We start from the raw sequence: 14204 nt of genomic DNA, 5'->3' as shown, positions 1-14204 counted from the left end.
TCTCCTTTCAGGTTTGATTAGATGATGACCGCTTCTTCAACAACTTCTACAAGACGGAAACGTTTTGTAGCTGAAAGCGGACGAGTTTCCATGATACGTACGATATCGCCTTCTTTGGCAACATTGTTTTCATCATGTGCTTTGTATTTTTTAGAGTAGTTAATACGTTTACCATAGACTGGGTGGTTACGTTTTGTTTCAACTACAACTGTGATTGTCTTGTCCATTTTGTCAGATACAACACGTCCAACAAGAACTTTACGATTATTGCGTTCCATTGAAATTTCTCCTTCCCTAGTCTATTATTTCGCTTCAGATTGAACTGTTTTGATACGAGCGATTTGTTTTTTAACTTCTTTCAAGCGAGCTGTTTGTTCCAATTGACCAGTAGCAGCTTGGAAACGAAGTTCAAACAATTCTTTTTTCAATTCGTTTTCGCGCTTCGCGAGTTCTTCTTGAGAAAGACCACGAAGTTCTTTAACAAATTCTTTTACTTCATTAAGTTTCATGCCTTCTCCTTATTCTGCTTCACGTTTTACGAATTTACATTTAACTGGCAATTTGTGGCTTGCAAGACGAAGCGCTTCGCGAGCGATTTCTTCAGATACACCAGCGATTTCGAACATCACTTTACCACGTTTAACTGGTGCAACCCAACCTTCAGGTGCCCCTTTACCAGATCCCATACGCACACCGATAGCTTTAGCAGTGTATGATTTGTGTGGGAAGATTTTAATCCAAACTTTACCACCACGTTTCATGTAACGAGTCATGGCGATACGAGCAGCTTCGATTTGGCGGTTAGTGATCCAGTGGCTAGTTGTAGCTTGAAGACCGTATTCACCGAATGCTACTTCTTTTCCACCTTTTGCTTCACCGCGCATTTTTCCACGGAATTCACGACGGTGTTTAACACGTTTAGGTACTAACATTGGTTATTTACCTCCTTTAGTGTTTTTACGAGTTGGAAGAACTTCACCACGGTAGATCCATACTTTAACACCAAGTTTACCGTATGTAGTATCTGCTTCTTCCCAAGCGTAATCGATATCTGCACGAAGTGTGTGAAGTGGAACAGTTCCTTCAGAGTATCCTTCAGCACGGGCGATATCTGCACCGTTCAAACGACCTGATACTTGAGTTTTAATTCCTTTAGCTCCAGCACGCATTGCACGTTGGATTGCTTGTTTTTGTGCACGACGGAAAGCGACACGTTGCTCCAATTGACGAGCAATTCCTTCACCTACAAGGTGAGCATCCAAATCAGGTTGTTTGATTTCGATGATGTTGATGTGTACTTGTTTTCCAGTCAATTTGTTAAGTTTTGCACGGAGTGCATCAACGTTAGCACCACCTTTACCGATAACCATACCTGGTTTAGCAGTGTGAAGTGAAACGTTAACTTTGTTTACTGCGCGTTCAATTTCGATAGTTGAAACTGCTGCGTCAGCAAGTTCTTTTTGAACGAATTTACGGATTGCAAGATCTTCATGAAGGTAATCCGCGTATTCTTTTTCAGCATACCATTTGGCATCCCAATCACGGATGATGCCGACACGCATACCAATTGGATGTACTTTTTGACCCACGATGTTACCTCCTTATTTTTCTGCAACAGCCACAGTGATGTGAGCTGTACGTTTGTTGATTGGTGAAGCTGAACCTTTCGCACGTGGACGGAAACGTTTCATAGTTGGTCCTTCGTTTGCGAATGCTTCAGATACTACCAAGTTAGCTTTGTCCAAACCAAAGTTGTTTTCAGCGTTAGCTACAGCTGAATTCAAGACTTTCAAGATGATTTCAGCAGCTTTGTTTGGTGTGAATGTCAAGATTGCAATAGCATCGGCTACGCTTTTACCACGGATGTTGTCAAGAACAAGACGTGATTTACGAGGTGAAACACGTACTGTACGAGCCATTGCTTTAGCTGAAGTAATTTCTGCCATTTATGTTCTCCTTATTTTCTACGTGTTTTCTTGTCGTCTGCAGCGTGACCTTTGTAAGTACGAGTTGGTGCAAATTCACCAAGTTTGTGACCTACCATGTCTTCTTGGATGTAAACAGGTACGTGTTTACGTCCGTCATAAACTGCAATAGTGTAACCAATGAAACTTGGGAAGATCGTTGAACGACGTGACCAAGTTTTGATAACTTTTTTCTTTTCGTCGTTAGCTTGAGCTTCAACTTTTTTCATCAAATGCTCATCGACGAAAGGTCCTTTTTTAAGACTGCGTCCCATTTTTATATTTTCTCCTTTAAATGTTGTACCACAGCGGCTTGCGCTCACATGGAGCGCTACCGAGCTGGCGGATTTCCTAGTTGCTTAGGCGACTAGTTTACTATTATTTCTCGTTGCGACGACGAACGATAAGTTTGTCAGATTTCGCTTTCTTGTTACGAGTTTTAAGACCAAGAGCAGGTTTGCCCCATGGAGTAGATGGCGCTTTACGACCAACTGGTGCTTTACCTTCACCACCACCGTGTGGGTGATCGTTAGGGTTCATTACAGAACCACGAACTGTTGGGCGGATACCTTTCCAACGGCTACGTCCTGCTTTACCAAGGTTTACAAGTCCATGTTGTTCGTTTCCGACAACACCAACTGTAGCACGACAAGTTCCAAGAATCATACGAACTTCGCCAGATTGAAGACGAACAAGAACGTATTTACCTTCTTGACCCAATACTTGGGCAGAAGCACCAGCAGCACGTACCAATTCTCCACCACGACCTGGTTTCAATTCGATGTTGTGGATCAAAGTACCAACTGGGATGTTAGCAAGTGGAAGAGCGTTTCCGACTTTGATATCTGCTTCAGGACCTGAAACGATACGTTGACCAACTTCAAGACCTTTTGGAGCGATGATGTATGCTTTCACACCGTCAGTGTAGTGTACAAGAGCGATGTTTGCAGAACGGTTTGGATCGTACTCGATAGTTTTAACAACTGCTTCAACGTTGTCTTTGTTACGTTTGAAGTCAACCAAACGGTAGAAACGTTTGTGTCCACCACCTTGGTGACGAACAGTGATACGACCGTTGTTGTTACGACCAGCCTTGCTCTTCAAAGCAACAAGCAATGATTTTTCAGGAGTGCTTGTTGTGATTTCAGCGAAATCCAAAGAAGTCATATTACGGCGACCGTTTGTTGTTGGTTTATAAACACGAATTCCCACGATATTTCCTCCTTAGATTATTCAGCTTCAGCAGCGAACAACTCGATTGCTTTTGAATCAGCTGTAAGTGTGATGATAGCTTTTTTAGTTTTGTTAGTAAAACCAGTGTAACGTCCAACACGTTTTGCTTTTGGTTTTACGTTGATTGTGTTAACGTTGGCAACTTTAACACCTTCGAAAGCAGCTTCAACAGCTTGCTTGATCAAAAGTTTGTGTGCACGAGTGTCAACTTCAAATACATATTTTCCTGCTTCAAGTTGAGCCATTGAGCTTTCAGTGATGACAGGTTTTTTGATAACATCATACAAATTCATTATGCAAGAACCTCCTCGATTTTAGAGATAGCTGCTTGTGTGACAAGAAGTTTGTCGCTATTTGCGATGTCAAGAACACTTGCAGTTGTAGCAGTTGCAACTTTCACGTTTGGAAGGTTACGAGCTGAAAGAGCTGCGAATTCATTTCCTTCTTCAAGGATAACAAGAACTTTAGAATCGATGCTCAATGCTGCAAGAACTTTTGCAAATTCAGCAGTTTTTGGAGCTGTAAATGAAAGAGCATCTACAGCTACGAATTTGTTTTCAGCAACTTTTTCAGAGTAAACTGATTTAAGAGCTAGGCGACGAACTTTTTGTGGAAGTTTGTAGCCGTATGAACGTGGAGTTGGTCCGAAGACAACACCACCACCACGCCATTGTGGTGAGCGGATAGAACCTTGACGAGCACGTCCAGTTCCTTTTTGACGCCATGGTTTGCGTCCACCACCTGATACTGCAGAGCGGTTTTTAACAGCGTGTGTTCCTTGACGAAGGCTTGCGCGTTGGCTGATGATCACATCAAACACAACTGATTCATTTGGTTCAATACCAAATACTGCATCGTTAAGAACAACTTGGCCAGCTTCTTTACCAGTTTGGTCAAATAATGTTACGTTTGCCATTGTGACTGATTTCCCCTTTCTTTATTATTTACCAGCTTTAACTGCTGATTTGATAGTGATAAGAGATTTCTTAGCACCTGGTACGTTACCTTTGATAAGGATAACGTTCTTTTCTGGAACAACTTGTACAACTTCAAGGTTTTGAATTGTTACGCGGTCGCCACCCATACGTCCTGCAAGGTTTTTACCTTTGAATACGCGGTTAGGTGCAACAGGTCCCATAGAACCTGGACGACGGTGGTAACGAGAACCGTGAGCCATTGGTCCACGTGATTGTCCGTGGCGTTTGATAACACCTTGGAAACCTTTACCTTTAGAAGTACCAGTTACGTCAACAACGTCTCCAGCTGCGAATGTTTCAACTGTGATTTCAGCACCAACTTCCAAGCCTTCAACGTTTTTGAATTCACGAATGAAGCGCTTAGGAGCCGTGTTAGCTTTCGCTACATGTCCTTTAGCAGGTTTGTTGCTCAATACTTCGCGTTTGTCATCGAAACCAACTTGGATAGCGTTGTATCCGTCTGTTTCAACAGTTTTAACTTGAAGAACAACGTTTGGAGTTGCTTCAATAACTGTTACAGGGATCAATTCGCCAGCTTCAGTGAAGATTTGAGTCATTCCCACTTTTTTCCCTAAGATTCCTTTTGTCATGAGAAAATAGTTCCTTTTCTATATTTTTTATTCAAAAAGTTTTTAACGAGCGTTTTTTATGCTCAAGTCTAAGATACAAAGGGCGTCAAACTCAAAGTGAAAATAGGAAACTGACGCAGTGTCTAACAGACACTAGGAAGTTTATCTTTTTCACACCGAGTTTAGCCCGTGTTCAATTAAATTGAAACACCAGCCTCTGCTCTTTTATATTTTAGATTAAAGTTTGATTTCTACGTTTACACCACTTGGAAGATCCAATTTCATCAACGCATCAACTGTTTTTTGAGTTGGGTTAACGATATCGATCAAACGTTTGTGTGTACGCATTTCAAATTGTTCGCGAGAGTCTTTGTATTTGTGAGTCGCACGAATGATTGTGTAGAGGCTACGCTCAGTTGGAAGTGGGATTGGACCCACAACTTGTGCACCTGTACGAGTAGCTGATTCTACGATTTTTGCAGCCGCTGTGTCAAGCGTACGGTGTTCGTAAGCTTTCAAACGGATACGGATTTTTTTGTTTGCCATCTTTTTCTCCTTTTCGTCTATTTAAGATAATAGGCTAGCTCCACAAGAAAACCGACGCGCGTTGCGTGGCAATGCAACCGAGCGTGTCGCAACCTCTTGCATCAAAGCTAAGGCTGTAATTTACAGCACCATAATAGAATAACACAAAGCCCCTACGATTGCAAGGGATTTGTGAGCTTTTTTTCGTTTTTTTAAGATGAAACTGTTTTCTCTTTTCATCTTTCCAAGATTACGGATTTATATCTATAAAAAACCGTCTTTTCTTCTATATAGTGTGTGTCATTTTGACCTTGAATGTATCTTCTGATTGATCTACTAAAATGTCCGCTTTAGACTCGTTTTCTCTATAGTATCGCAGATACTGCTCCCGTCTCATCTGATGGCTAGCCAATACAAAAGATGCATCCCGATTTCTCATAGTCGTATCTCGAGCTAAGCGCCTCTTTAATTCGGTCTCCTCATCCGTGTAGAAACAGATAGTTTTGTCAAAGAGTTCCTTGGGTAGAAATCCCACAGACATCCCTTCAACAATCAGAATTGGTTTGGCTCCAGACAAGACCTCGCTAGCCTTCCACGGTTCATCGATTGTTAAGACATCCATACCTGCCTGCAAGGCGAGAATATCTCTCTGTAAACTTGCCAGTTCATGTGCTACAGGCAGACAAGCTGTCACCTTTTGATCTGGTGCTTGCTTTGGTACTACCAGGTGACGTTCTGAAGTGATATAGGGATCTGTTTCTAGTAAATTTACTGTAGTGGAATCTAGGGCTTGATGTAATTCCTGAGCGAAGGTTGATTTACCTGAAGCCCCATGACCGTAGATCCCTAGCGTCCTAATTCTTCCCGTTTCGATCTCTGAAACCAGTTGTTCTATCAGGTCTTTTTTCTTCATTCTCTCTTCACCTGCTCATAGCTTTCTTTTCCGTCATTAAGTTTGTCCCAAATCACTATTTGACCTTGTTTGAGAGATTTTTGCACATCGATAATTCGTTGATTAGAAGACCCTCGAAACTGGAGCATAAGATTGCGCTTGCTTTTATCATACCGTCCATCGACAAGGATGTCAATCAGCGACAAGAGTTCCAATTTGTCTGGAGTCTCCAGCATCATTTCTTCCCAAGTGTAGCCCGTCCAGGACCAGATGTCTTTGTCTGGCAATTCCTTTCGAATTCGCTTAACGAGAGGTAAGAGGATACCTGTATTAAGAAAAGGTTCTCCCCCCAGCAAGGTCAATCCTTGAACATAGGGCTGGGCAAGGTCTACCATGATTTGTTCTTCTAATTCTGCCGTATAGGGAATGCCTGCGTTGAAAGACCAAGTCGCAACATTATAGCACCCCTCGCAGTGAAACATGCAACCTGATACATAGAGAGAGTTGCGCACACCTTCTCCATCGACAAAGTTAAAAGCCTTGTAATCAATGATTCGCCCTTTACTAAGCTCCTCACTTTTCCATTCACCTGGTTTTGGTGTATTCCATGTCATCCTTTTACTCCAAATCTATCCAGTAACGTTCTACGCCATTGCGAACATCCTCAAAGAGTCCTCCATTTGCCACAATCACCGCCCTACTAGCAGGATTTTCCGTACTACAGGTCACAAGTGCTTTTTTGATGTTCTTTTCCTTGGCGACTTGTAAGCCTTGTCGGAGAGCTTCTTTGGCATAACCTTTGCCTCTTTCAGAGGGGCGAACGGAATAGCCGATATGGCCACCATTTTCTAGTAAGTAGTCATTTAATCGGAGACGAAGGTTGAGAAAGCCAAGAGCCTGGCCTGCTACGTCAAAACTAATCAGCTGGATAGCAGGAACCCAGTTTTCAGGAATATTGAGTCCCGCTTCCGCTTGAAGATTTTCTTCTAGCCACTCTTCATAAACAAAATTCTCAGCATCCCAAAACCCGCCATCGTGGGCTGATTGAGTCTGTTCAAACTCTGCCATCATCTCTAAAACTGTTTCTTTATCTGCCAATATCGGTCTGCGTAGTTCCATATTCCCATCCCACCTAAGAGAAAAGTGAGAGCAGACTCTCACTTTTATTTTTTCTTGCTCTTGTTTAAAAACTGTTCTCTGAGGTTGAGCAAGCGTTCTTTTTTACCTGTCCCACCTTTCGAGTGTTTCTCGTGATAACGGGTCACTTGTGCGCGTCCCTTATCGTCTAATTGGTATTTCCCCATTGCGTTTCCTTCTAATTTGTTACTTCATGTCCGGCTGTTTTAATAGTTGAACCGTTCATGTGTTTGACACGCGCAGCGATTTCCTTGTGGCGTCCATTAACCATCGGACGCGCTTGAGGATTTCCCAGATAACCACACGTACGTTTGACCACATCTACTGTTTTAGGGTCGCTATTGCCACAGTTGGGACAAGCAAAGCCTCGCTCAGTTGGTTCAAAATCCCCTTCAAAGTCACACTTGTAGCAACGATCAATCGGAGTATTGGTCCCTAGATAGCCGACACGGTCATAGGCATAGTCCCAAACAGCTTCCAAGGCTTTAGGATTTTGTTGAAGAACTGGATACTCACAATAATGGATGAAACCACCTGACGCACCTGCTTCTGGATAAACTTTCTCAAAGTCTAATTTTTCAAACGGCGTTGGATTTTTCCGGACATCGTAGTGGAACGAGTTGGTGTAGTATTCCTTATCCGTGATGTCAGGAATAGAACCGAACTTCTCTGTGTCTAAGCGACAGAAGCGATCTGTCAGACTTTCAGACGGTGTGGAGTAGATAGAGAAATGGTAACCATATTGGTCAGACCACTCTTCCACACGACGTTTCATATCGCGAATAATATCCAATGTGAATTCCTTGGCTTCAGGATTGCTTTCCCAGCTATTTCCAAAGAAGACTGTAGCCACTTCGTACAAACCGATGTAGCCCAGCGAAACTGTCGCACGGCGATTCTTAAAGAGTTGGTCAACACTTTCTTCTTTTCCGAGACGGCGGCCGAAGGCTCCATACTGATAAAGGATAGGGGCATTTGCTGGTGTTGCTTCCTTGGTTCGTTCGACACGATAAACCAGAGCATCCTCCGCAATGTTCATTCTCTCGTTGAAGATTTCCCAAAACTTATTCAGATCTCCTTCAGACTCGAGGGCGATACGAGGCAGATTAACCGTCACAACACCTAGATTCATCCGACCTGAATTGACCTCTACGCCATTCTCATCCTTCCATCCTTGGAGGAAGGAGCGACAACCCATAGGAACCTTGAAGGAACCTGTCAGTTCAATAATCTTATCATAGGACAAGACATCTGGGTACATCCGCTTGGTTGCACACTCGAGGGCCAACTGTTTGATGTCATAGTTTGGAGTTCCCTCTTCCAAGTTAAGGCCTCTTTTAAGCGTAAAGATAAGTTTTGGGAAGATGGCTGTGCGGTGTTCTGAACCAAGCCCCTTGATACGAATGGTCAAGATAGCTTTTTGAATTTCCCGTTCAAAACGACTAGTTCCTAGACCAAAACCTAGTGAAGTAAAAGGTGTTTGTCCATTTGAAGTGAAGAGAGTGTTGATTTCATACTCAAGAGATTGCATGGCATCGTAGATGTCCTTTTGGGTTTTCTTCCAAGCGTAATCTTCACGTTTCTCGGGCAAGACCCACTCTTCCGCATCCTTGAGGTGCTTTTGGTAATTCTTCTCTGCATAAGGCGCCAAGACTTCATCAATACGGTCAGCTGAGCAGCCCCCGTACTGGCTAGAAGCAACGTTGGCGATGATTTGTGAAATTTGAGCTGTCGCAGTCTGGATAGACTTGGGACTCTCTACCTCTGCATTTCCAATCTTAAAACCATTTTCCAACATGCCTTTAAAATCAATCAAACAGCAGTTGGTCATCGGAGTGTAGGGGCTGTAGTCCAAGTCATGATAGTGGATATCCCCTTTTTGGTGAGCATTAGCTACGTGCTTAGGAAGCATTTGCAGCCCGATTGATTTCCCAACAATCCCTGCTGTCAAATCACGCTGAGTATTAAAGACATCACTGTCTTTATTGGCATTTTCATTGACAACTGCTTGATCTTTATTGAGCAGTTTATGGATACTAAAGTTGATATCTGTCGCTTTTGAGCGCTCAAAATCCCTTTGTGTCCGATAAGTGATATACTCCTCAGCCAGCGCATACTCTTTGGCTTCAAGGAGTTCATGCTCTACGACATTTTGAATTTCGTAAATCTTGACACCTTGAGGGAAGCGGCTGTGAATTTCCATCACGATTCTTTCAACTAGACCATTTAGGCGTTTTTCTACTAGAGGCGTAACGTCCATAACCTTTTCCGCCGCCTTGTGGAGAGCCTTGTCAATCTTGTCTACATCAAACACCACACGTCTACCATCTCGTTTTTCAACGAACAAGGTGGGAACGGTTGCAAGCTTTTCTTCTAATACAATCATATCCATGCTCTTTTCTAAATATTGTTGAATTGTTTATATTCAGTATTATACCACTCTAAAAATAAAAATCAATATCTTGTGTTAAAAATCATAAAATTTTTAAAATTCCACAAGATATTGATTTTTTGTTATTTTGATTTATAAAGTTTGAACTCGCTAGTATCTGTCTGAACAAGCTCATAGTTTTCACTGAGCCAGCTCTCTACATCTGACCACAAGGCAACTTTTTGATTGACCACAATCATCTTCGGCTGATTCTCTTTCAGGTCATTCATCAGTTTGGTTTTATTTTCATCGCTTGCAGTATAGAGTGTTGGTGTTGATAGTGAAGTCGACGCCAAGCGTTCACTTGTACGGTAGAAATCAGGACGATCATCCCAAGCATAGACACGATCCTCAGAACTCGTTTGTTGTTTGACCACGCTAGCAAGACGGTCTCTCTCCTGATAAGTCGCTGGGTGCGAAAGGTAGCGACTCACGATAGGAAGAACAATGAGGTAGGCAAGGGCAATCAGTGGTAGATAGAAATTTCCTTTAAGGAAAGAAGTTTGTTTCTCACGTCTTCTTCTACGACGACTCTCTCCATCCGAAACATCTTCCTTGATTCCGGTCAGAAGGAGCAAGACCAAGAAAGGAATTAGCACCACAAGACGAGTACCGTTGATAGGTTCTTTGGAGAGAATCAAGATTCCCAAAGAAACCAACAATCCCAAGCTAGCAGCAATTGAGAGGGCATATTGCTTGGCTGGTTTTGACTGGAACAAGCCTGCAAAGAGCAAACCAAGGGAACCTAATCCAATAGCAAGCAAACCATAGAAGGCTGCATTTTCAAGCAAATGCGAATTTGAAAAGAGGCTAAGAGTATTTACCGGATACAAGGTCTGGCTAATAGCATCTCCAAAACTACCTGTCCACACTGTATAGTAGCCTAAAGGATAGAATAAGAGTGAAAATCCTAGGGCTGACGCAAAGAACTGATATAGACCATGAACAAAGTGACCTTTAGCTAGATTAAAGCCGATAATCCCCAAGGCCAGTACAGCCGCAAACAAGACGGTTGGGATTGGCGCAAGGAAGAAAGCGAGAGCAAGGCTCATCCCCACTCGTACAAATCCTTTATCATCCTTTGGAAAAGCGAGATAATTTGTAACGATACTCAATGAATAAAATAGGAAAGGCAGGGCTAGCAAAAGAGCATAGCCACCACCAAAAGCGAGTCCAGCTACAAGCAAGTATAAAATAAAGACAACTCGCTTCGCTTCCTTTTCTTGGCCGACAAGAGTATTCGCAGCCTTAAAAAGAAAAACACCTGCTCCAAACAAGGCCAACCACTCAACCAAAGCAATCAGAATACTACCTTGAAAAAGGTAGGTTAGCACATAATAGAGCAATCCCTCCGTCCCAAAATAATCTGTATACATTTGACCATTTTGATGCAAGGCCCAACCGGTATAAAGATCCTGACTTTGTTGCGGACTGATTAAACCAAAAATAAAAGGCAGGGCAACCGAAATGGCTGTGGCCACTAAACTCCAAAGCAAAATACTAAAAAAGGGAATGGGAGCTCCTTCTCGTTTTTCTGGCACTGACCAGTCTTGGTAATGAGATTCTTCTTGTTTCTCATCTATTTTCCCGTATACGTTCATTCAATTTCTCCTCTAAGTTTATCTGTTTTAGTATATCAAAATCTTACAGGAATGTCAGCTTGGGATTGATATTTGCTGAATTTCTTATCCAATAACGCAAAGCGTTCGATTTCACGAAAACGGTGGAATCGACTGTTACTATACTCTCTGACAAAATCATCATCTTCTAGATTAAGCATGGTTTTCTCCTTTACTTATCTATTCGTAAGAAAACAAAAAAGATCCAGCCTTGGGCTAGATCTTGGTTGATTGTCAAAGCATGGGTGCAAACAACTGGACAATTTCCTTGACCAGGCTTTGATACCAGCTGGTTTTGATGGTGTGGGGATAAATTTCTTGAGAAACTTTAAAAATCTCTTCGAAGTCCCTTTCAATAGCGATGATAGACTGCGTTCTATAAAGTAAGACGGCATTTTCATAGTGGTGAAGCAAGCTCCGATAGTCAAAATTGATGGTTCCCACGGTGGCCACTTCTCCATCGACAAGCATTTGCTTGCTATGAAGGAATCCCGGACTGTATTCATAAATACGAACTCCTGCAGATAACAAGTCTGGATAAGCCCCTCGAGTAACTAGCTGAATAACCTTCTTATCTGGGATACACGGTGTCACAATTCGCACATCTACCCCTCTCAGAGCTGTATTTTTGATACTTTCAGTTAGATCGTAGTCAGCAATTAGATAGGGAGTCGTGATATAGACGTAATCTGTAGCTTGATTGATAAGATTTTGGTAGACCGTTTTTCCAACTTGAGCTCTGTAGATGGGTTTTGGTCCACTACTATAGGGAATACAGAGCCCCATCCCATCTTTTGGCTGATTTTCAAGATGGTATTGGTCAAAATCACTAATCTCTCCACGGTTGATATACCAGGCAGATAAAAAGAGTCTGGTAAAAGCCTTAACTGCCGGTCCATCCAGACGAATACCGCTATCCTTCCAATAACCAAAGCGTTCGATATGGTTGATATACTCATCAGCCAGATTGATACCACCTGTATAGGCAATTTGACCATCGATAATCATGATTTTACGGTGATCACGGTTGTTATAAGCAACGGTCAAACGTGGAATCACCTTATTAAATTTGTGGGCTTCAATCCCTCGACCACGAAGCTGGATGGTGTAATCTCCAGGCAAGGTTGCCATACAACCAATATCATCATAGAGAAGCTTCACCTCTACTCCTTGAGCTGCCTTTTCTTCCAAAATCTCCAAAATACTATTCCACATCAAACCTTCTTCGATGATATAGTATTCGAGAAAGATAAACTTCTCAGCTTTCTTGAGATCCTCTAGCATCTGATGCCACATACTTTCCCCAGATGCAAAAAATTGTGTATCCGTTCGATCATAGACATCGGCATTCGTATCCATGCTAAGGAGTGATTTGATAACTCCGTAAGCTGATTTGTCTTGTTCCTTTAACTCCAAACGGAGAGCTCTGCTATTGTCCTCTCGATCAACCATTGATTGGAGCTGCTTTAGCTGCTTCATTTCTTTTTTAGATAAACGACGCTCTCCAAACATGATATAGAGCAATGGGCCAAACACTGGCACAAAGGCTACTAACAGCCATGTTACCTTACTCTCAGGATTCATAGACCGATTGACAATCGATACAATGGTCGCTAAACTCACTAAAATGACCAGGATAATCCAGACAATTGGAGCCATTTGCCCTAGATAGAGAAATAAACCAAAGACGATAAACAACTCTGCCAACATGATGGTAATACTAAAACCATATTTGGACATGAGTAGCTGCATTTTTCTAGCTGTCATACATCCCCTTTCTTTTCTAACATTCTCCTTAACTGCTTGATAAACTAATGTTTCTACTAGTATACCTCAGTTCAGGGGTAGATAGCAACCGTTTACCTTTGCTCAAGTTCCAGTCGTTCCGTGTTTAGATGATTATTACAATTTCAGAGCCAACATATTGACCGTCATACCAGCTGCAGTCCCCATAAGGTAGACGACATCTCCCTCCTTGATAAGTCCATGCTCCAAAGAATAAGCCAGGCCAAACGGTACAGAGACTGACACCATATTTCCATAGTCAGTGACGAGATTGAGGTACTGATCCTCAGCCACACCTAGTTTTTCCATGACCAAAGGAAGAGCACGACTTGCTTGGTGAGGAATGATATAGTCCACGTCTGCCAAGGCTAGCTGTGTTTTTTCTTGAAACTCTTCAAACATGACTGGGATTTTACGAGCAGACAAGAGGAGGATTTTCTTCCCCTTCATGTCAAACATATAGTTGGTCTTCGTCGCTTCAGAGTACTCTTTTGGTTGAAAAGAAGTCAGACCTCCACGAATCTCCGTATCGTGAGCCCCTTCTGACCAAGTACGTTGGAGACTAGCAATGACCCCTTTTTCCTGATGACTTTTTTGGAAAATAAAGGCTGCTGCCCCATCACTAAAGAGTTCAAAACTTTCTTTTTGCTTGGGATTGAGCCCTAAACTACCAACCTCACTAGACACAAGCAAGACACGATTGTATTCGCCCGCCTCAATCAAGTGGGACATAGTCGATAGAGCAGAAATAAAGCTGGTACAGGTCGTATTGATGTCCATTGCTGGAATTGAGAGTCCTTTTGCCACGCGCTCATGAATCAAGGCAGCCGTACAAGGAATAGGCTGAACACCAACTGCACTAGCTGATACAAGGCAATTGATATCTTTAATATCCAAATTTGCATGTTCAAGTGCACGGTGGATAGCTCCTTCTGCCAAGTCGAGTTGCGTTTCTTCATTTTCAACTACACGATAACGGGTCTGGTCTTTAAATTGAACTGTATGCTTTGGAAGGCAAATGCCATAACCTGCGATTTCTACATGTCTTTTTACTTCTGTCATTGTCTTTCTT

20 protein-coding genes are annotated in these 14204 nt (G+C 42.4%); all 20 read right to left on the bottom strand.

Going from position 1 to position 14204, the window contains the following annotated elements:
- Positions 1-17: 17 nt before the first annotated feature.
- Entirely contained in the window at positions 18-278 is a 261-nt protein-coding gene (gene rpsQ, locus HMPREF2885_RS00915; RefSeq protein WP_000440801.1) for a 30S ribosomal protein S17, read from the bottom strand.
- 24 nt (positions 279-302) lie between these two features.
- Complete coding sequence (gene rpmC / locus HMPREF2885_RS00910) at positions 303-509, bottom strand: 50S ribosomal protein L29 (protein ID WP_000772918.1); 207 nt, start codon at positions 507-509, stop codon at positions 303-305.
- 9 nt (positions 510-518) lie between these two features.
- Positions 519-932 carry a 50S ribosomal protein L16 gene (gene rplP, locus HMPREF2885_RS00905; protein ID WP_000960946.1) on the bottom strand — a complete coding sequence of 138 codons (414 nt, stop codon included), beginning with the start codon at positions 930-932 and terminating at the stop codon, positions 519-521.
- A gap of 3 nt (positions 933-935) precedes the next feature.
- Positions 936-1589 carry a 30S ribosomal protein S3 gene (gene rpsC, locus HMPREF2885_RS00900; protein ID WP_000529937.1) on the bottom strand — a complete coding sequence of 218 codons (654 nt, stop codon included), beginning with the start codon at positions 1587-1589 and terminating at the stop codon, positions 936-938.
- 12 nt (positions 1590-1601) lie between these two features.
- Positions 1602-1946, bottom strand: coding sequence for a 50S ribosomal protein L22 (gene rplV / locus HMPREF2885_RS00895; protein ID WP_000818137.1), 345 nt, complete (start codon positions 1944-1946; stop codon positions 1602-1604).
- 11 nt (positions 1947-1957) lie between these two features.
- Positions 1958-2239, bottom strand: coding sequence for a 30S ribosomal protein S19 (gene rpsS, locus HMPREF2885_RS00890; protein ID WP_000533766.1), 282 nt, complete (start codon positions 2237-2239; stop codon positions 1958-1960).
- A gap of 103 nt (positions 2240-2342) precedes the next feature.
- Positions 2343-3176, bottom strand: a complete 834-nt coding sequence (gene rplB / locus HMPREF2885_RS00885) for a 50S ribosomal protein L2 (protein WP_000512910.1) — start codon at positions 3174-3176, stop codon at positions 2343-2345.
- Between the two features lie 17 nt (positions 3177-3193).
- Complete coding sequence (locus tag HMPREF2885_RS00880; RefSeq protein ID WP_001055347.1) at positions 3194-3490, bottom strand: 50S ribosomal protein L23; 297 nt, start codon at positions 3488-3490, stop codon at positions 3194-3196.
- The gene (gene rplD / locus HMPREF2885_RS00875) at positions 3490-4113 is read right to left on the bottom strand and encodes a 50S ribosomal protein L4 (protein ID WP_000024537.1); all 624 of its coding nucleotides are present in this window, start codon (positions 4111-4113) and stop codon (positions 3490-3492) included. The genes HMPREF2885_RS00880 and rplD overlap by 1 nt, the downstream gene beginning before the upstream one ends.
- A gap of 24 nt (positions 4114-4137) precedes the next feature.
- Positions 4138-4764 carry a 50S ribosomal protein L3 gene (gene rplC, locus HMPREF2885_RS00870; protein ID WP_000160197.1) on the bottom strand — a complete coding sequence of 209 codons (627 nt, stop codon included), beginning with the start codon at positions 4762-4764 and terminating at the stop codon, positions 4138-4140.
- A 216-nt stretch (positions 4765-4980) separates the two neighbouring features.
- Positions 4981-5289 carry a 30S ribosomal protein S10 gene (gene rpsJ / locus HMPREF2885_RS00865; RefSeq protein WP_007518992.1) on the bottom strand — a complete coding sequence of 103 codons (309 nt, stop codon included), beginning with the start codon at positions 5287-5289 and terminating at the stop codon, positions 4981-4983.
- A 265-nt stretch (positions 5290-5554) separates the two neighbouring features.
- Entirely contained in the window at positions 5555-6181 is a 627-nt protein-coding gene (locus HMPREF2885_RS00860; protein ID WP_070656866.1) for a uridine kinase family protein, read from the bottom strand.
- Positions 6178-6774, bottom strand: a complete 597-nt coding sequence (gene nrdG, locus HMPREF2885_RS00855) for an anaerobic ribonucleoside-triphosphate reductase activating protein (RefSeq protein ID WP_049520530.1) — start codon at positions 6772-6774, stop codon at positions 6178-6180. Before nrdG ends, HMPREF2885_RS00860 begins: the two co-directional genes overlap by 4 nt.
- 4 nt (positions 6775-6778) lie before the next feature.
- Positions 6779-7279 carry a GNAT family N-acetyltransferase gene (locus HMPREF2885_RS00850; RefSeq protein WP_065371528.1) on the bottom strand — a complete coding sequence of 167 codons (501 nt, stop codon included), beginning with the start codon at positions 7277-7279 and terminating at the stop codon, positions 6779-6781.
- Between the two features lie 44 nt (positions 7280-7323).
- On the bottom strand, positions 7324-7464 hold the full coding sequence (locus tag HMPREF2885_RS00845) for a hypothetical protein (protein ID WP_000521627.1): 141 nt from the start codon (positions 7462-7464) through the stop codon (positions 7324-7326).
- Positions 7465-7475: 11 nt separating this feature from the next.
- Positions 7476-9683 carry an anaerobic ribonucleoside-triphosphate reductase gene (nrdD, locus tag HMPREF2885_RS00840; RefSeq protein WP_070656865.1) on the bottom strand — a complete coding sequence of 736 codons (2208 nt, stop codon included), beginning with the start codon at positions 9681-9683 and terminating at the stop codon, positions 7476-7478.
- 128 nt (positions 9684-9811) lie between these two features.
- Positions 9812-11329 (bottom strand): damage-inducible protein CinA, encoded by a 1518-nt coding sequence (locus HMPREF2885_RS00835; protein ID WP_070656864.1) that lies wholly within the window; start codon positions 11327-11329, stop codon positions 9812-9814.
- Between the two features lie 35 nt (positions 11330-11364).
- A complete protein-coding gene (locus tag HMPREF2885_RS10120) occupies positions 11365-11508 on the bottom strand; it encodes a hypothetical protein (RefSeq protein ID WP_162837939.1) in 144 nt (47 codons plus the stop codon).
- 73 nt (positions 11509-11581) lie between these two features.
- Positions 11582-13114, bottom strand: a complete 1533-nt coding sequence (gene cls, locus HMPREF2885_RS00830) for a cardiolipin synthase (protein ID WP_049500464.1) — start codon at positions 13112-13114, stop codon at positions 11582-11584.
- A 135-nt stretch (positions 13115-13249) separates the two neighbouring features.
- Complete coding sequence (locus HMPREF2885_RS00825) at positions 13250-14194, bottom strand: 3-oxoacyl-[acyl-carrier-protein] synthase III C-terminal domain-containing protein (RefSeq protein WP_049500466.1); 945 nt, start codon at positions 14192-14194, stop codon at positions 13250-13252.
- Positions 14195-14204: the final 10 nt, after the last annotated feature.

Origin of the sequence: Streptococcus sp. HMSC062H02 (assembly GCF_001813005.1) — a bacterium.
In the GTDB taxonomy this organism is placed as follows: domain Bacteria; phylum Bacillota; class Bacilli; order Lactobacillales; family Streptococcaceae; genus Streptococcus; species Streptococcus oralis_S.
This window is presented reverse-complemented; position numbering and strand designations above follow the sequence as displayed.